This window comes from Nostoc sp. UIC 10630 (assembly GCF_010747425.1).
Taxonomy (GTDB): Bacteria; Cyanobacteriota; Cyanobacteriia; order Cyanobacteriales; family Nostocaceae; genus Nostoc.
In genome coordinates this window covers 17,016-35,475 of record NZ_JAAGOG010000072.1, presented here as the reverse complement: position 1 = coordinate 35,475, position 18,460 = coordinate 17,016, and the positions used below count along the sequence as shown (strand labels likewise).

Sequence of the window (18,460 nt, the reverse complement as noted above, 5' to 3'; positions counted from 1 at the left end):
CTGCTCCCCTGCTTCTTCCCCATTCCCCATTCCCCACTTCTAAGGCGTTCTCACTGCCCCAGAGTAAATCAAACCCCGTTGCAGATCCAGCGTTATAATCGCTCCATCTCGAATCACCTGTGTTGCCTGCTTCACGCCAACAATCACTGGCACACCGAGACGTAAGCCAATCACCGCCGCATGACTTGTGAGACTTTCCTCTTCCGTAATAATTCCGGCAGATTTGCGAATAGCCTCAACAAAATCAGCACTAGTGCGCGGTGCAACTAATATGTCTCCAGGATTAAAGTTACTAACATCCATGCCAGTATTCGCTACCCGTGCGCGACCACTTACTAAACCTTGTCCTAATCCAATTCCGTGACCTAGTACCGCCGTCACCACCTCAACCTTAATCAAATCTGTGGAGCCAGAAATTCCCTGGAGTGTGCCAGCAGTCATCACTACTAAATCACCCTCAGATAGTAACTTCAACTCCTGAGCCACATTAATCGCAGCTTGAAATGTCTGACCAGTGGAAGGTAATCCTAGCACCAATAGCGGTTTTACTCCCCACACCATTTGTAGCTGCCGCGCTACATTCACATGGGGGGTAACAGCCAAAATTGGTGTATTGGGACGGAATTTAGAGACATTGCGAGCAGTTGCCCCAGTTTGCGTTAGGGTCATGATTGCTGATGCGCCTAGTTGTTCGGCAATTTGACCTACAGCTTGACTAATCGCATTAGGAATGGAGCGCCTAGCATCTCTCACGGAACGCAAGTTTAAGTGTTGGGCTTCTTCCTGCTCCATCCGCTCGGCAATCCGCGCCATTGTCGCTACTGCTTCTACAGGGAAGCTACCGACGGCGGTTTCATTGGAGAGCATCACCGCGTCTGTGCCGTCTAAAATCGCGTTTGCCACATCTGACACTTCCGCGCGGGTGGGACGGGGATTGCTCACCATGCTGTCTAACATCTGGGTGGCGGTGATGATGGGAATCCCTAAGCGATTTGCTGTCGCAATTAGCCGCTTTTGGAGTACCGGAACATCTTCGGCTGGCAATTCTACGCCTAAGTCGCCTCTGGCAACCATTACGCCATCACACAAAGCCAGAACTGCCTCCATTTGTTCAATAGCTTCATGTTTTTCAATTTTGGCAACCACCGGCACTTGCTTGCCTGTACTAGAAATTAGTTCTTTAATTTCGATCATGTCCTGCGGATTGCGGACAAAGGAAAGTGCCACCCAATCTACACCTTGATCTAGACCAAACATCAGATCCTCTCGGTCTTTGTCGGTCATTGCCTTAATTGACAGGTAAACGCCGGGAAAGTTTACGCCTTTGTTGTTAGAAAGTTTACCAGGCACGGTGACGCGACAATGCAAATCACCTTTGTCTCGGTTAATCTCCTCTACCAGCATTTCTACTCGTCCATCATCGAGGAGGATTTTTGCCCCAACTGGGACTTCTTCGGCTAAATAATCGTAGGTGACGCAGCTAATTTCCTGTGTGCCTACCACCGGACGGTTTGTCAAGGTGAAGCGATCGCCTTTTGCCAAAACTATAGACCCGTTGTCAAACTTCCCCAAGCGAATTTTTGGGCCCTGCAAGTCTTGGAGAATGGCCACTGGCTGATTTAATTCAAAAGCGGTTTGCCGAATTAAGCGAATACTACGCTGATGGTCGGCATGAGTTCCGTGGGAGAAGTTTAGCCGTAGCGTCGTGGCTCCCGCTTCAATAATTGCCTTGAGCATTTCAGGACTGCTAGTGGCGGGGCCAATAGTAGCGACAATTTTTGTCCGGCGCAGAGAATCTCTTAATTGCATAGGGGCTGAAGTGAGGGAGCTATCTGGGAAGTCATCGTAACTTAAGTTGCATCTCCTTTTCAGTTACTGCTATATCAATAGATATAAGCAGTTAGAGAGGTTTTATGGGAGAGTGAGGGCTGTGGGATAGACTAGATATAGTACATCAATCTTGTATCCATCCTCCCAACGAAAGAGTTTATCCCATCAACTTTTTGCCAATTGCTATACCCCACTTATCAGTAAAGATTAGTTCTTGTCTGGAATCATAGCGTTATTCATCTACTGATATGCAAAGCTGTGGATAAATATTGCTATACAAAAGGTTACAAAACTTTATTCTTCACTAATATTTATCGTATATTCGTAATGTTTGATTAAGAAGGAGTCAATGTAGAGATGATCGCATCGGAGGCACGAAAGCCACTGACAATCCCGCCAAAGGAATTTTTAGCGCCTCCTGGTGATTTTAATCCCACGCTATTGCTGTTTTTGGTAGCTGTAGCAATGCTGGTGTTATCTAACTTTGGTTACTGGCTTTGGGAATGGCCCCACTGGCTCTGCTTTAGCGTTAACACTATTGCGTTGCATTGTGCTGGGACGGTTATTCACGACGCTTGTCACCAATCTGCCCATCGCAACCGGGTGATAAATGCGATGTTAGGACATGGCAGTGCGTTGATGCTAGCTTTTGCTTTTCCAGTGTTTACGCGGGTGCATTTACAACATCATGGCCATGTCAATCATCCCAAAGACGACCCAGATCATTATGTCTCTACAGGTGGCCCACTGTGGCTGATTGCAGTGCGGTTTTTGTACCACGAGGTATTTTTCTTTCAACGGCGACTGTGGCGGAAATATGAGCTACTAGAATGGTTCATCAGTCGCTTAATTGTTGGTGTAATTGTTTATATATCAGTGCAATACCACTTTTTGGGTTACATTCTGAATTTTTGGTTTATACCAGCTTTTGTAGTGGGGATAGCACTGGGATTATTTTTCGACTATTTGCCCCATCGTCCTTTTGCGGAGCGCGATCGCTGGAAAAATGCTCGCGTCTACCCTAACCAAGTTCTTAATATCCTAATTATGGGACAGAATTACCACTTAATTCATCATTTGTGGCCTTCTATTCCTTGGTATAATTATCAACCTGCATACTATGTGATGAAACCCCTGTTAGATGAAAAAGGATGTTACCAAACTTCAGGATTGTTGCAGAAAAAGGACTTTTTTGAGTTTGTTTACGACATCTTTCTAGGAATTAGATTTCATCATCAAAAAGAATAAAGTTGTTGTATGAAGCGCTCGCTTGCTCACGGCTGACACTGGGAAAGTGATCTAAAAACTCATCCAGTGAGTCACCAGCTTCTAGATAATCGAGTAAGGTTTTTATCGGCACACGAGTACCAACAAAAACGGGCGTTCCCCCCAATATATCGGGGTCGCTATGAACAAGACGCGATGTGGATGTCATATAGTTAGTATGTGTTCGACAGACTAGCTTCTGATCCTAGCTCTGGTTGTCTTAGAGGTTGTTTGAAAAGTGCTTGGCTGTTTAAAAATGCTGAACCTATTTGACGTTTTCACGATTTGATTTTAAGTATTCTATCTTTTCAGCCATAGACTGCCCAACACCAATCAATACCCCGTGACGATCTTCACCCAGTAGCCACTCAAACTTTTTCGAGACTATGTAATATTCAAACCCATACATTTCTGCTATTAGGTCGGCAATTACCGCAATCTTGCCCTCATAGAGCCAGTAATTACCATGCTGTTTAGTTCTTTTCCAGTCTTCAGTCACAAACCATACTGTCTCTTCTAGAGGTACAAGTTCTTTCAAAACGTCGGGTGCATATTCGAGATGAATTGAGCAAGACGGTTCTTTGAATGAACCCCACCACCAGCGATAATTTAGTCCTTTTTTACCCAAGCTTGTGAATCGCTCAAGAATTGACACCAATATCTGTTCGTATTCATGAAGGCTAACTAACCTGAAATCATTGCAAGAAAGGTTTAGCGTTTTTATGGCTTCTTCAATATCTACTCTGAAATCTAAGCGTTGAGTCATAAAATCTCCATCGCTCTAATACCAATGAGTAATTAATTGGATCGCTCTCCAAACAAAGCCAAATCAGTAATTTTGGTTGGTGATGTATGTGAGCGATCGCAGTAATTAAACTCCCGTTATATCCCTAAAGAGGTTATTCCATAATACTTTTGAATGCGTGACTTTCGCGGCTCGACTGAGCTTCGCCGAACGTCCTTGCGGTACTAGACTATTAAGGATGGTCTATTTTCTAACCAACATTACCCGCAGACAACACTTGTTCAACTGTAAGCGCAATTTCCGGGAAAATTGCAGACACAATTTGTTGACTCCCGCTAAACTCTTTTTCCTCGTACAATCCTTCTGACAACAATAAAATCGTAATTTTTGACTCTATTGGATCTACAATCCAATATTCAGGAATCTCTAATGCTGCATATTCAGAACGTTTATACCGATAATCGCGTTTTACTGAATCAGGACTGACAACTTCCACTACTAATATCGGCGCAGACTGACAAACAGCAGATTCATCAAGGAATTCCATTACCTGTTCAGCCGTTACAACATAAACATCAGGCAATCTTGACTTTCGCCATCCCGTTCTCACCCCCGCTTCTCTAAAACATAGCCAAGGTAAACTCAAGCGATTGATTTCTGTGTCAAATGTCTGTTCAAGGAATTTAGCAAGTAGTAAATGTCTAAAAGTTGGTGGATTCATGCGTTCTAGTTTCCCATCCACCAGTTCATAACGGCTATCAGTACCATCGTTATAAGCGAGATATTCTTCAAAAGAGTATAGACGCTCTGTAGTTGTCTGTGTCATCGCGCAACTTTTAAATAAAGGTTTTTTTTGAGGTAGTACTCAAAAAATCATTAGTAATTGCATACATATTGGCTTGTAGTAGGGTTTCAACGTGTAGGCAAATAAAAAAGCTGTATAATCTTATCACCCACAAGGCACGATTCTATTGTTAGCTACTTAATCATACTACCACCCCAAAAAAATCCAAAAGTTCTACTGCGGCACAATTTTATGCGATCGCATTTACTAAAAATCAAAAGAGTGATTTCTGTCTGAAGAGGTTATTGTTCAATCAAATTATTAATTGTTGAACCGAATTATTCCTCCACACCGAATACTGTTCGGTTAAGGCAAGAGACGCGATGAATCGCCGTCTCTACAATAATCAGTACTTTGTAGAGACGGCGATTTATCGCATCTTTAGCGATCAATAATTTTCATCAAAAAACCTTAATCGAACCGAATTATTCCTCTACACCAGCATTTCCTTTGGTAATTCGAGAGCGGCGTAACCCCTCGTAGACATCGCTTGCTCACGGCTGACACTGGGAGGCTGTTTGTTAAATATATTTTATTTAAATAATTTACACTTTTGACTTAACTGCTGGCTGTGATGTTTGTAAAGGCTGGGGCAAACTCCAGTCGGGACGCAAGCTAGCGGCGTTGCGTAAATAAATATGATGAACCGAGGCGGAGGCTGGCAGATAGGCGTGGATTAAGAACCGAATGCAGCGCTGCAAGCTACCTTCAACGTGCATTTGCTGCACATCCAACATGGCCACATTATCCCAACCAGGACGCGCTCTAGCGATCGCAGCTGGAAAAATCACATCCAAATCGCGTGTCACCGAGAAAGTAACACTAATCATGTCTGTCGGCTGAAATTGATTCCGATTTTCCAATTCATCTAGTAGTTCTGTCACTACCTCTCGGATTGCCTCAACAGTATTTTCTGAAGCAGTTGTTGCTCCACGAATAGCCCGCATTTGCCACTCCACGCCAAAATCCTCCTAAAAAGATAAAAGTTAGGAGTTAGAAGTTAGGAGTTAGGAGTTAGGAGTTCAAACTCTCAACTTCTCACTCCTAACTCCTAACTCAAGCTAGGGTCGATATAACCACAGAGGTAAACCACTAGTAGAGACTTCAAATTCGAGCCAATCAATTCCAGATCGAATTCCTGATGAAACCTGACGACTTCCTGGTAGAAGTCGACTCAATAGGGGTTTACGTTCTTCTAGGGTATAGCAGAGAGTTTTTTCCGGATCAAGTCCAACTAATTCTGCTGTCCAGCGACGGGCATCTTCTTCAGTACCCAGGCGGTCTACAACACCCAATTCTAGGGCTTGCTGTCCAGTAAAAATCCGACCATCGGCGAAACTTTTTACAGCTTCTACTGTTAAAGAACGGCCATCAGCTACCGTTTGGACAAACTGCTGATAACTTGTGTCAATCAACTCTTGCAAGATGTTTTCTTCTGGTTGAGTCAGCTGCCGATCAAAAGCCAAAATGTCTTTGTAAGGGCCAGACTTAATTACCTGGAAGGAAACACCGATTTTTTCTAGCAAGCGTTCCAAGTTATTGCCACGCAAAATCACACCAATACTACCCGTAATTGTACCTGGGTTAGATACGATGTGTTCTGCTCCCATGCCGATGTAGACACCTCCAGAAGCCGAAATATTGCCAAAGCTAGCGACGATTTTAATTTTTTCGCGCAAACGCTTCAGGGCGCTGTAAATTTCTTGAGAATCTCCGACTGTACCGCCAGGGCTATCAATACGCAGCAATAATGCCGGAAATTTTTTTTCTTCTACAGTTTTCAGTGCTTCTAGGACGCGTTTGCGAGTCGCACCGGCGATCGCACCAGTAATTTCAATCCGCGCAATTTGTTTTCTAAACTTGGGCTTAAACGGCCAAACCATGAGCTGTAAACATTCCTCGTAATAAACTCAATATAAGATCCCCAGAGGTCAGACGACCTTCTTTCCTCTGTTAAGAAACATGAGCAGGCATTATGTTTATCAAGATTTTAAGGAAATTTTTATATTTTGCAGTGAGTTTTATTTGATATTCTCGATGAATGCTAACAAATTCCTTAAACATTGCAGCCAACACAAAATGCCAAACTCTAGTTTAGCGTCCAATGTGGTGGTTTAGCACAGACTATTTTAGCTATTTTGCATAATTAAAAGTTTCAAAGCCCTTAGTTTACTAGCTTTTTGACTGTTTTCGGATTGGGTTACTACAGTCGGGCATACGGAACATTTATCAGTAATTAATAACTAATAACTAATTAATAATAAGTATTTAATTAATAATTTTGGTACTCAATTTAATTAATAAAATTTCATTCAGTAACACTAATCCCTGTTTAGGTTAAGACCAGTAGTACTTTCATTTTGGGGAATCTCAATTTTTCCTCTCTTGTACAGCCCATGAACACCTGACGAAGACTATTCACATCATTCAGGAGTCTATTCGTAAAATTTGATACCGATAGTAAACATAAGTATCAAACAGTGACCCGACGAAACTACAGGTCAAGCTAATTACAAATAATCCACGCAGGGGAGTCCCACTGCCAAAGGTGGCGAGGAAACGTATAATCTCAGTGGCGATCGCTTCAGTTAACTCTTGTAAACCCGGAAAGGAACCGATAAGGGATAAAAGGAGCAGTCCACCGCCAACGAAGAAGATGGGAGCGACAAAACTAAATATGATCGTAAGTACTAAGGAGCGGAGAAAGTTAATGAAAATAGTCATTTAGGACAAACTCCGTGAGTAGAGATGACAATAGCTAGATAGCGGTTTGTCATTTTCTACAATACGTGCGATCGCTCCAAAGCAGACAATCTGTCAAAAATCTTAAGTTTTCATTAAAAGAAATGGCTACCAGTTACAACACGTGCTGGGGCTTTCCAAAATTATTTAAATCAATCAAACCCTTGCATAATCAAGCTTGTGGTCAAGATTAGCATCCATTCATTGGTTTGCAGCACGTTTAATAATAGCTTTATTTTCTGAGAGCATTTTTAATCTAAGTTAATATTCAGCCCCCTTGGGAGTCAGGGGCATAAGGGAAATGAGTTAGAAATAACCATTCCCAATTCCCCATTCCCTATCCCAACGACTTCCGCTATTCTTAAGGCAGTTACCGAGTTAGCTACAGAACATTGAACCAGATTACATCCAAATCCAGTTTAGGAGAATGGAGTCAGCGATTGCTGGCAGCGATTTTTCTGGGTGGGCAAGTACTAGTTCACCTATTGAGGGGCAAAATCCATCGGCGCAACACCTTAGAACAAATGGCAGCAGTTGGGCCAGATTCTCTATTTATTGCCCTATTGACGGCTATTTTCGTCGGCGCGGTGTTTACCATTCAAGTGGCACGAGAATTTATCAACTTTGGTGCAGGAAACATTATCGGGGGGGTGCTTTCTATAGCGTTGACACGAGAACTCTCTCCCGTGTTAACAGCAGTGGTTTTGGCAGGGCGAGTCGGTTCTGCCTTTGCAGCCGAAATCGGTACCATGCGCGTAACAGAACAAATCGATGCCATGTTGATGTTAAAAACAGATCCAATCGATTATCTGGTTATTCCCCGCGTTATTGCTTGCTGTTTAATGCTACCAATTTTAACCCTCCTGTCTTTGATAACAGGGATGTTCGGAGGATTCGTAATTGCGACAAATGTCTACAACCTCTCTGATACCGTATTTCTAGACTCAGCCCGTAACTTTCTTGGGATCTGGGATATTATTAGCGCCATGCTTAAGGCATGTTGCTTTGGGATTTTAATCGCCGTAATTGGTTGCAGTTGGGGATTGACGACAACAGGAGGAGCCAAAGGAGTAGGACAGTCAACCACAACTGCTGTTGTGACTGCCTTGCTAATTATATTTGTTAGCAACTTCTTTCTTTCTTGGTTAATGTTTCAAGGGCTTGGCAGTGCATTTTTGAAAGGCTTATAAAAGTGAGAAGTGAGTATTTAGGAGTTAGGAGTGATGAGTTAAAACTCCTCACTCCTGTAGAGACACGATTAATCGCGTCTCTACTTCTGACTCCTAAAATAAGAGATATGTTTACTAATAAAGCAGGATTTAAAATTGTGACCAGTTCATTTGCTCCTAACTCCACATCAACTGTGGAACTCAAGCCTAGTTACAATATACCTATAGTGTTAGTGATTACCGCTATTCCACTACTGTTGGTACAACCGTGGATAGGCGCTGTTTTCACACTGTTTGGCTTATTTCTCATGTTTCAGGCGTTAACGCTGCGTTTGCAATTTACCGTCACCGACTTAGATATTTACAGAAATGAAAAATTGATTCGGCGCTTTCCCTACCAGGAATGGCAAAACTGGCGGATCTTCTGGAATGGAGTCCCCATTTTGTTTTACTTTAAAGAAATTAAAAGTATTCACTTTTTGCCGATTTTATTTGACCCCAACATGTTGAGAACTTGCTTAGAACAACGTTGTCCGCGTATTTAGTGCTGAGTACCACGAGTGCTGAGTCATTTTGCTCTCAACTCATAACTCAGCCCTTGTGACTCAGGACTTTTATGGCAGGTTAATTGTAATATTTCTGAAAGCTATTTATTCGCGTCATAGGAATTACACTATTGTTTATGAACCCAGAGGCATCTCAAACCCCAGAACCAATTGATGAGCGGTTGGCAGAAAAAGAAGAGCAAAACAATGCAGTTGAACATCCAGTCAATCCATCTGTTGAGTCAGTGGGAGAAACAGGAGGCGTTAGCTCATCAGAAAACTACGCAACTTTTGAGCCACTCATCTCCAATGCAGAAGTGGTAGATACTACAGTAGAGCTAACAGAAAATTCAAATGGCGAGTTTGTAGCGCAGTCGGAACCGGAAAACACCGCACTGGGGTCAGAAATAGAATCAGAAAATCATCCATTATATGCAGAAGCAGAGCAGCGAGTAGCAGAGTTGCAAAAGGCTGAAGCAGCCCTCAAGGAAGAAATAGTTAAGCTGCAAGCTTCTTATAAAAACCTTCAGGCACAAGTGAGTGAAACTCAAACCTCACTGGGACGACTTGTGCAAGAATCGTTGGTACAGTTAGAACAACGCAAACAAACCCTGCAAATTTCTGTAGAACAGCTAGAACGCCGTCAAGAACGTATCCGCAACGAGATGCGAACTACTTTTGCTGGTACATCCCAAGATTTGGCAATTCGGGTGCAGGGTTTTAAAGACTATCTCACGGGTAGCTTACAGGATTTGGCTGTTGCTGCCGAGCAGTTGCAACTAACGCCAACAGTGGTGGAGCGAGAAAAACCAGCTGTAAAAGAGGCTAAAGCTGTTGAGGCCCAACCTGGAATACCGCAATTTGCCCAACAGCAGTTTCAAGATACTACAAAGCAAATTCGCCGCCTAATTGACCAATACCGCAATAAACCAGATTATTACGGCCCAGCATGGCAACTACGCCGAACCTTTGAACCAATCCATGCAGAACGAGTCTCGAATTGGTTTTTTACCCAAGGGGGACGGGGTGGTTTGCGGACAATGGGTAGCCGCTTACAGAATATTCTGATTGCCTCAGCTGCAATTTCGATATTACACAAGCTGTATGGCGATCGCATTCGTACTTTAGTCTTAGCTAATACACCAGAGCGATTAGGTGAATGGCGGCGCGGCTTACAAGACTGTCTGGGAATCGGTCGCCCAGATTTTGGCCCAGACCGGGGTGTAGTATTATTTGAGGCTTCTGATGCTCTCGCTCAGAAAGCAGACCGATTGACGAAAGCCAATCAACTGCCCTTAATTATCATTGACGATTCAGAAGAGCAAATCAGTTTGTCACTGCTGCAATTTCCTCTGTGGTTAGCCTTTGCTCCTGACCCCAAAACCGTGAGAAACTATGATGATGACTTTTAATTAGTCATTGGTCATTGGGCATTGGGCATACCAATTCTATGTGAGACTGAACTTTATTTACGTAGGGGCAATTAATGAATTGCCTCTCTAGTATCTAGTTCTGTGTAATTCCTATAGATGCATCTTCTTTCAAGAATGGTATTAAGAGATATTTCTCTAGATTTTTAAACTTTATTATGGCTATCTGGTTAAGTCTGTGCGGCGTAATAGTGCTTATAGCTTACCTGCTGGGTTCCTTTCCCACTGGGTATATTGCTGTGAAGCAGTTAAAGGGTATCGATATTCGGGAAGTTGGTTCAGGTTCCACCGGCGCAACTAATGTGCTAAGAACCTTGGGGAAAGGGCCAGGAGCATTCGTTTTAATACTTGATTCCTTAAAGGGAGTATTAGCGATCGCTCTAGTTTACTGGTTATTCAAGTTTGCCTCTAGTCAAAATTTTATCCCTCCAACGATAGATGCACAACTATGGCAACCGTGGATAGTAACCTTAGCTGGGTTAGCTGCCATTCTGGGACATAGTAAATCGATTTTTTTAGGCTTTACTGGTGGTAAATCTGTTGCTATCAGCTTGGGGATTTTATTGGCCATGAGTTGGCAGGTAGGTTTAGCAACAGCCGGTGTGTTTGCCATCGTTGTGGCGATATCGCGGATTGTCTCTTTGAGTTCAATTGTAGGTGCGATCGCTGTTTCCATTCTCATGGTAATTTTGCATCAACCGTTACCCTATATTCTGTTTGGGATTGCCGGTGGATTATATGTAATTTTGCGTCATCGCACTAATATTGAACGACTGTTTGCTGGTACTGAGCCAAAAATTGGGCAAAAGGTAGCGACACCAGAACAAACTACATAATTTACCAACCGCAAATAGATATATTTTGTCTCCAGCTTCAGCCAGGCTTAAGTTTATGAATTAACGTTCCCTTTCATTAAACGGTGGATGAGGCGGCAAGGCCAGAAAAAAGCTCCACAGACACTTACTGAAGCGATCGCGGCCACAACTCGCCAAGTAGAATTGGTTTCAGTGGCAGACTCTGAAGGGTGAGCTTGTTGTGTACTTTTAGCTAGTTCTGGCACTGAACGAGATAGCTGGCTGGCTGTACTCACCCCTTCAATTGCGGCTCCAATTAGATAAGCTACTAGGGCGATTACTAGCCAGTGATTCATAATATTCAACTGTTTAAACTCTGAGCGTATGCTTGGCATTAAGCAATCGATTTCTCGCGCTAATGATTGCCGCCTTGCCCGAAGGATAACCGACCTTCAGCCGTATCACGAATGAGAGGCAGTTTAGATTTTATATAAGTATTGAGGCTGCTATCTGCCTGGGCATCAAGAACCTGCTTTGCTTTTAACTGCTGGAGGAGTAATTGTACTAAAGCAGCATCGTCAAAATGGAGCAGGGTGTTGACCTGGGTAGACTCGATTACAGCCCAAAGCTGTTGCATCATTTTCGCAGTCACCATGAGTCTGTAACCTCTTAAGCTTTTCTTTATAATTACACAGATTTTGAATTTGTGCTTGATTTTTATCTGAAGAATTATAAAGATGTCGGCTTAAAATGCCTGATTAAGTAAGTTGGGCGTAAATAATTGTCGTTTGGATTAGGCAAAAGGCAAAAGGCAAAAGGCAATAGGTATAAGGGTTTTAGCATAGTTAATTTTTATTTACATAGTTTGATTTTATTGTGCCAACTTAACTTAAACCAATATGGTTAAGTTATAGCGTTTTTCAATTGACTGAAATACAACGCTTCTCATTCATGATTCCTTACCCTAATGGTGGTGTATAGCGGTTCTAAATTGTATGGAACCCTTGTAGCCTCTCTTCTTTTAGAGTTGCCCATTAAAGGAATAATTTTAGAAAGAAAGCCACAATGCAGATATCCATAAGTATCAGCGCTTTTTGTCAAAGCTAAACTTCAGTCGTTTTTGAGTGCTACTTTTGAAGTTTATCGTGGAACTTTCGCACAAGCTCCTTCTTGACCAGAAGGATCGGAAAAAATTGCTAAAGTGTGATATTCAGGATTATCTGTTCCATATATCACTCGGAAAGTATATAACTTATTTCTACCTTGCGCTTCGGTAACAACTGTTAAAAGTGTGTTTTTAGTAAGAGGAAGTCCAGGAATGTTCAGCTTTTTAATTCGTCTGAGTTGAATTACATTTGCTGCGGAGTTTTTACAATCTCCTATATTAGTATTAGCTTCTTGACCAAACTGCATACATACAGGGCCATCAAAATCTAGAGTTACCTGTGATGGATCGTTTAACCAAACTTTTTTAATTACTTCTCCAGATGGAATAAAACTTAAGTTTGTTCCTTGTTGATACCAAATCTTGATTGTAGGTATTAGTCCACCTAAACCCTGTGCTTGACAGGAAAATATGGAACGCAGAACAGCATTATTAGCACCAGCACGTCCTACCAACAATAACATAGCAACCGAGAAAATTAAGGAAGCTAGAGGTAGGAAATAATAATTATGTGAGCTATTTCCTGACAAGTTAGTATTCTTTTTCATGGTTGCAAATTAGGAGATTGATAGAACAGGTAAAAATAGGGAAGATGGCAAGAAAACTAATTACTTAATTACCATTACCCAATGCAAATTTAATATTGGTATCAATCCTACCTCTTAAAACTGGGTTACTTGATTAACGTATATTTCGATATTTGTACCGGCTGGCAAAAACCAAATATTCGTTTGCTGGGACATTTGGGCGATCGCCTGTTGATTACGTTGGGCAATTTGGGGGACTACAGAGTTCAAACCACCTTCCACAACCCCGGCTGCGATATCGCGTCTATTTTTAGTGACAGTAGTAAGAGTTGTGCTGCTACTGGTGTTGCCGTCAACGGTAGTTTGTGAAGTAAGTGGTTGCAGTTCAGTATCACTACGATTTATTAACTCTGCTGCTTTCCCAATACCTCCCAAAACGAATAGTCCTAAATCCATCGATGCTATGGACGAACCTTGACTGGGAAATTTATTTGCAATTAAAGGTTTACCTTGGGTAGCGCGAATAATAATTGCATTGTTAGGTAAGCTTCGTTCTATCGGGTTGCCATTATTTTGCGAGACAACTTTCACTACGTTCATCTGCAAAAGACCTTGTTCGGAGAGGGAGCTAATTTCAGCTAGGAATTCGGTATTTGCAGGTAGAGCGATCACACCATCGGTAGATTTTAGTGGTTCTTCTAATCGGATCACAAATACGTTTTTCTGTTCACCTGCATCACCACCACCGCCGCCTGACTTGGTAGTTTCCCCAAATATTGCCGTCGCCAACACAGCTTTAGCACTACTTCCTACTGCTACAGATTTTTGTCCCTGCTGTTGCGCTTGACTGACTAGAGGAGCAGGAGTTTGCTGTTGTGGAGTTTGCTCAGGATTGGGGTTTGGTGTTTGTTGCTGCGGCTGTGGATTGTTTGGAGGTTCAGAAGCAGCTACCGTGTTATTAGGTTGATCGTTGGCATTGACTTGACCGTAGCTACCTAACTTTGATAATTTTGTCCACTCATCAAATGGGTTTGGTGGAGCTGGTGGAGTGATATTAACTACGGGTTGAGTGTTTGGCTTCACAACTGGTAGTTGGGATGATGGCAGTTGAGAAGCAGGTACTTTAACAATGCGCTCAACTGTCACTGTTCGAGGTGTGTAAGCTATTGGTGGGGGTGTTGGGATCACTTTCTGTGTACCTCTAGAAGAAATTGATGGTTCTCGTAAGGCTACTTTAGGCGTTGATTTGGCAATTCTGAGTTGTTGTTGGGCGGCTCTTACCAACAGTGCTTGTTCAGTCAGGGCTAATTTCGTTTTCAGAGTATCTACTTCGACTGCTAGCTGTTGAGAGGTCGATTCATTAATTGGTTGCTCACGCACCGGTGGGGAAACAATATTTTTTGGCTTCTGATTGCTGGTACCCATCAACTGGGACAAAAACACACCACCCACTAAAACGATCGCTAAAGTAGCAGCCCCTACCAAGCCTAATTTTGCAAAGGGGTTAGATGAGAGGGGTTGCTTAGTCTGAACTTCTTGTGGTTGATAAGGAGACTCTTGCGGCATTGCAGAGTCTTCCGATCCTTGAGGATCTCCAGAAAAAGATTCTTCTTCTAAGCCAACCAACTTTGAAATCCGTGATTCCCAATCAAAAGATTCTACTTCTTGTTGGCGATCGTCGGTGGTTAGAGCAAATCCATTTTGAGGAGGCGTTTGGGCAGGAATTGAGTATCGAGTCATGGTAAAGCTTGGTTGGGATTTCCAGAACAATTTTTATCTTGGATTTCACAGACATTATAAATTTCTAATCTGGCTTCACCAAGGCGGTAAGCTGCGAAGTGCGTCGGTAGTGGCGCATTTGGTAGTGAAGTTGCTGGTTCATCTATTGCTCTAACTAAAATTTGTTTATTAAACGAAACTGATTTTCCCAACCTATCATAACCGCTAAAAATTAATTGATTGGCAAACATCTCTACTTTCCAGTTTCCCTTACTGATTTCTATTGGTTGAGAAATTTTTTGGATGACTAATACATTCTCAGTTCCTCTACTAACATTTTCAAATTGACTATCTGGATTTAAATTAGTAATTTCTGACTTAAGTTTTTGTTTAAAATCATCAGCTACCAGTTGAGAAGTAATTTCCCAGACCTGTGTAGGTGGCTGTTGTTGTGACCAGTTAAGCATTAAGCTCATTGTTTCACCCACAAAGCGCCGAATAGCCTCTGGCTGTCGCTCTAAATTTGGTTGAGCGTCTACTGTTATAGTGCGACCATCAACAAGTTGTACCAAACTTTGAGGTGTAAGTTGCCGACTTAACTGTTGTAACATAGACCCATGAAATATTAGTAAAAGCAAGGTTAATACATGTAAACCAAATGTTCCTACTGCCAAGAGTGGTAATGGGCTATTTCTCTTATTTTCTGGTTTAAGTAATTGCATTAATAATTGATTATATAAATTGAACTATGAGTTGGGGAATTAAAAATCTCTTATTTTATAAAGCTATCAGAGGTTTATCCGGCCCTACATTGCTTTAAATTATCTTCGTTAAGGTTGTTATACCCATCTAGCAAACATAAATTACGAATTTCATAAATTTCTAGTTTATCAGTGCGGACACTATAAATTGCTTTTTGCAAGTCTGTGCCATTATCGGCTTGGGGATTACCAAAATAATCTACTGCACGCACAAGAAAATCTTTGTTAAAAGGAGTGACTATTTTTTCACCACCAACTCGATTTTTTTGAATTAAGTCGGCTACCATTCCCACTCGCCACTTACCTGGTGCAATTTGTTTTGGTGGATACACTCGCTTAATAATTAATTGTGATGTCATAACTTGGTTAGGATTTTCCGAGAAAACTTCTGGCGGGGTCATTTCTGCAACTGTGCTTAAGAAACCTTTGCGAAAGTCTTCTGATAAGGCAAAACTTGCTATCCAAGTGCTAGTACTAATTTTTTGGCTACTACCTTGGGGTGTTCTAATTAGAATTCCTAAATCTGCTTTAGGATTTGCAACTTCTTCGATATTTTGTGGTGGTAAGGTTCCCGACCAGGTAAACATTGATATCATCGTTTTGCTGATGAATCGGCGGATTGCTTCTGGTTCTCTTGCTAAATCATCAATATTGCGTACTGGTTTACCATCTATTAATTGCACAAAGTTGGGAGGTTTTCTCAGACTGAGTTGGCGAATATTTAGCCCTTGAAATATGAATAAAAGTAAAACTAATACATGTAAACTGAAGGACGCGATCGCAAAAATGGTCAAAACACTTCCCGTTCTTTGTCTTTTTTCTAGTAGACGCACCATTTATTCATCTCCTCCTGCAAAAAACTTCAGCCATTATATATGATGATTTGCGTATAGTCGGCAGTCAGGAAAGTAGCCAATATTTAGATAGATTCTTCTTTAGAAATTTTGAGTTGCTTATATCCTCTCCTTCACTAAAGAAGCCGTATTGCTAATAGCACTGAAAACTGCAAAACCGCCAGCCGCAGCTACAAGTAAGGATAAAAGTGGTGCTAAAATTCCTAGAAAAATAATGAACCACATTAAATCTGGATCAACATTAGCATCTTGACCTGGCCCATTGACAATAACTGCGGCAGTCAGTACAGCAATAATATTGAATGAAATCTTGGCAATTCCAATAGATAAAAATCCAGTCAGCCATGCGAAGATTGGTTTCCCCGCTACAGGTAGTAAAGACCCACCTACAGCTATTGGGCCTAATGCTGCTATCAGCAACATCGTAGCTTCTATCAAATTCTGAAAGGCATATTGTAACGAGACTAAAAAGTTTTTGATGCTCGTTTGGACTGTAGAACCTAATAAAGAATTAAATGAGGTTTCTGATACAATGCCAGTGCCATATCTAATGTTATCTACCTTCGTTTGTAGTCTAATTATCCAATTTTTATTCCCATATATATCTCTATATTTTTGCCAAAGAATATTAACTTTTTCGGCAGCTTTGACAAAGCATTGACTTTGTTGTTCGCCAGTCAGTGATTGACATGGACGCAGCAAAGAACCAGCTACTTCTTCGGCAACACTCATATTCAGTGCTTGCTGGTACATTTTGTCTGCATCTGCTGATACCACGACTTGCTGATTCACAGTGTTTAGAAAATTCCGCACTCCTAGTGTCAGATTAGAAAGAATACTTCCATTGGCTGAATTACTTAAGAGAATCACCACAATAAAAGGCCAAATTAAAGCTGATATGGGACGGGTATATTCATAGGATAATAAGTCTTTGAGGAATTGTATCATGAAAAACAACAGGGTTCCTACCGCAAAAAAAATACCCAGATTTGTCAGCGCTCCATACAAGTTATTACTGCTGTTATTTTGTAATAAATCTAGCCATTGCTTATCCCAACCTTCGGCAATACTTTGAGAGGTTGCGGCACCATTATCAAGAATCTCATCGATGCCTACTTGGGCAAAAATTTGTTGAATAGCAAGTTGCATGTTCAGTTAAGTAACTGTCTTTTAAAAAAGGTATTTTCTAGAATCAGAAGAATTGAGATTTATCAATTTTAAATTTCAATTATTAAGCTTTCTGCCAAACAAATCTAGTTGAGAACTCGCCCGCAAAAGTCTCGCGGCTTCTGTAGAAGTTTCTACTCTCCGAGCGCGATTTGCCTCTTCTGCCTGCTGAGAAATATTTGCTAAGTTTAAATTTGAGTATTGCAAAGACTGATTATTTTGTAATGTTTGAGCAAATGTTTCAGCTACGATTTTCGATTGCTCCTGTTGGATTTTAATGGTTTCTTGGTTGGTAGTTAACAATGCTAATAAGCCCTGACCTAGCAAGTTATCGGCAATACTTATAACTTGTTTAGCAGCCGTGTCAATACCAGTACTTTCCAATTTATTCTTAAAGCTATTAATCTGGTTATCAGCATCATTTGATCCGGCAATATCTTGCAGACTTCTCTCTGTATTTTCTAACTTTGATTTTGTCCGAATTTGTCCCTTTTCGCCAAGAATCCCTACCGCTACTCCACGGGTAATTACCCGATTGAGTTCATTACTAATTAAATTTCCCCGCACTGCTGAATTATTCTCAAAGCGACCTGCTCTTGAGTCGGAATTATAAGAGTAGAGAATCAAATTATCACGAACTCTTTGCCCAGCGATAACAGGGTTAGGTATATTCAATTCTCCTCTGGCATTACTCAGAGCATTTTGACTCTGTACTTCTACAGGCTTTAAGTTGTCGCTCAGATTATATTGAAGGTAGTTTTGCAAATCTGTAGAATATGATTGAAAATCAGTCCAAACCTGGCCTAATGCCCCCGTCTGAATTTGTGCCATTGCTGGTAGGATTGCCAAAGATAGCAATGTCAAAGTAAAAATGGTAGTTTTTCTCATATTTCTGTACCTCA

20 protein-coding genes are annotated in these 18,460 nt (G+C 41.6%); 5 read left to right on the top strand and 15 right to left on the bottom strand.

Annotated features, from left to right (window positions below):
* Positions 1-39 precede the first annotated feature (39 nt).
* On the bottom strand, positions 40-1,809 hold the full coding sequence (gene pyk / locus G1O98_RS18055; protein WP_163930220.1) for a pyruvate kinase: 1,770 nt from the start codon (positions 1,807-1,809) through the stop codon (positions 40-42).
* A 378-nt stretch (positions 1,810-2,187) separates the two neighbouring features.
* On the opposite strand from pyk, the gene crtR reads away from it, so the two are divergent.
* The gene (crtR, locus tag G1O98_RS18050) at positions 2,188-3,078 is read left to right on the top strand and encodes a beta-carotene hydroxylase (RefSeq protein ID WP_163930218.1); all 891 of its coding nucleotides are present in this window, start codon (positions 2,188-2,190) and stop codon (positions 3,076-3,078) included.
* On the opposite strand, the gene G1O98_RS18045 is transcribed toward crtR, so the two are convergent.
* From G1O98_RS18045 to G1O98_RS18020, 6 genes are all read right to left on the bottom strand, one after another.
* Positions 3,053-3,265: a DUF433 domain-containing protein gene (locus G1O98_RS18045; RefSeq protein ID WP_163930216.1), complete on the bottom strand. Its 213-nt coding sequence runs from the start codon at positions 3,263-3,265 to the stop codon at positions 3,053-3,055. The genes crtR and G1O98_RS18045 overlap by 26 nt on opposite strands.
* A gap of 96 nt (positions 3,266-3,361) precedes the next feature.
* A complete protein-coding gene (locus tag G1O98_RS18040; protein WP_163930214.1) occupies positions 3,362-3,862 on the bottom strand; it encodes a DUF6756 family protein in 501 nt (166 codons plus the stop codon).
* 229 nt (positions 3,863-4,091) lie between these two features.
* Positions 4,092-4,667, bottom strand: coding sequence for a Uma2 family endonuclease (locus G1O98_RS18035; protein ID WP_163930212.1), 576 nt, complete (start codon positions 4,665-4,667; stop codon positions 4,092-4,094).
* 563 nt (positions 4,668-5,230) lie between these two features.
* Positions 5,231-5,644, bottom strand: coding sequence for a chorismate mutase (gene aroH, locus G1O98_RS18030; protein WP_163930210.1), 414 nt, complete (start codon positions 5,642-5,644; stop codon positions 5,231-5,233).
* 102 nt (positions 5,645-5,746) lie between these two features.
* On the bottom strand, positions 5,747-6,568 hold the full coding sequence (gene sppA, locus G1O98_RS18025; protein ID WP_163930209.1) for a signal peptide peptidase SppA: 822 nt from the start codon (positions 6,566-6,568) through the stop codon (positions 5,747-5,749).
* Between the two features lie 544 nt (positions 6,569-7,112).
* Complete coding sequence (locus G1O98_RS18020; protein ID WP_114082862.1) at positions 7,113-7,409, bottom strand: hypothetical protein; 297 nt, start codon at positions 7,407-7,409, stop codon at positions 7,113-7,115.
* A 410-nt stretch (positions 7,410-7,819) separates the two neighbouring features.
* On the opposite strand from G1O98_RS18020, the gene G1O98_RS18015 reads away from it, so the two are divergent.
* The 4 genes from G1O98_RS18015 (at position 7,820) to plsY (ending at position 11,407) form a co-directional block, all read left to right on the top strand.
* Complete coding sequence (locus G1O98_RS18015) at positions 7,820-8,617, top strand: MlaE family lipid ABC transporter permease subunit (RefSeq protein ID WP_163930206.1); 798 nt, start codon at positions 7,820-7,822, stop codon at positions 8,615-8,617.
* 107 nt (positions 8,618-8,724) lie between these two features.
* Positions 8,725-9,141: a DUF3119 family protein gene (locus tag G1O98_RS18010; protein WP_163930204.1), complete on the top strand. Its 417-nt coding sequence runs from the start codon at positions 8,725-8,727 to the stop codon at positions 9,139-9,141.
* 137 nt (positions 9,142-9,278) lie between these two features.
* Positions 9,279-10,553, top strand: a complete 1,275-nt coding sequence (locus G1O98_RS18005) for a DUF3086 domain-containing protein (RefSeq protein ID WP_163930202.1) — start codon at positions 9,279-9,281, stop codon at positions 10,551-10,553.
* Between the two features lie 176 nt (positions 10,554-10,729).
* A complete protein-coding gene (gene plsY, locus G1O98_RS18000) occupies positions 10,730-11,407 on the top strand; it encodes a glycerol-3-phosphate 1-O-acyltransferase PlsY (protein WP_163930200.1) in 678 nt (225 codons plus the stop codon).
* A gap of 53 nt (positions 11,408-11,460) precedes the next feature.
* On the opposite strand, the gene G1O98_RS17995 is transcribed toward plsY, so the two are convergent.
* The 8 genes from G1O98_RS17995 to G1O98_RS17960 form a co-directional block, all read right to left on the bottom strand.
* Positions 11,461-11,721 (bottom strand): hypothetical protein, encoded by a 261-nt coding sequence (locus G1O98_RS17995; RefSeq protein WP_163930198.1) that lies wholly within the window; start codon positions 11,719-11,721, stop codon positions 11,461-11,463.
* 59 nt (positions 11,722-11,780) lie between these two features.
* Positions 11,781-12,020 carry a hypothetical protein gene (locus G1O98_RS17990; RefSeq protein ID WP_114082867.1) on the bottom strand — a complete coding sequence of 80 codons (240 nt, stop codon included), beginning with the start codon at positions 12,018-12,020 and terminating at the stop codon, positions 11,781-11,783.
* Between the two features lie 485 nt (positions 12,021-12,505).
* Positions 12,506-13,078, bottom strand: coding sequence for a hypothetical protein (locus tag G1O98_RS17985; protein WP_163930196.1), 573 nt, complete (start codon positions 13,076-13,078; stop codon positions 12,506-12,508).
* 114 nt (positions 13,079-13,192) lie between these two features.
* Positions 13,193-14,797: a TrbI/VirB10 family protein gene (locus G1O98_RS17980; protein WP_163930194.1), complete on the bottom strand. Its 1,605-nt coding sequence runs from the start codon at positions 14,795-14,797 to the stop codon at positions 13,193-13,195.
* On the bottom strand, positions 14,794-15,498 hold the full coding sequence (locus G1O98_RS17975) for a hypothetical protein (protein WP_163930192.1): 705 nt from the start codon (positions 15,496-15,498) through the stop codon (positions 14,794-14,796). The genes G1O98_RS17980 and G1O98_RS17975 overlap by 4 nt, the downstream gene beginning before the upstream one ends.
* A gap of 74 nt (positions 15,499-15,572) precedes the next feature.
* Positions 15,573-16,373 (bottom strand): hypothetical protein, encoded by an 801-nt coding sequence (locus G1O98_RS17970; protein ID WP_163930190.1) that lies wholly within the window; start codon positions 16,371-16,373, stop codon positions 15,573-15,575.
* A gap of 117 nt (positions 16,374-16,490) precedes the next feature.
* Positions 16,491-17,540, bottom strand: coding sequence for a hypothetical protein (locus tag G1O98_RS17965; RefSeq protein ID WP_163930188.1), 1,050 nt, complete (start codon positions 17,538-17,540; stop codon positions 16,491-16,493).
* 75 nt (positions 17,541-17,615) lie between these two features.
* Positions 17,616-18,446, bottom strand: coding sequence for a hypothetical protein (locus tag G1O98_RS17960; RefSeq protein WP_163930186.1), 831 nt, complete (start codon positions 18,444-18,446; stop codon positions 17,616-17,618).
* Positions 18,447-18,460: the final 14 nt, after the last annotated feature.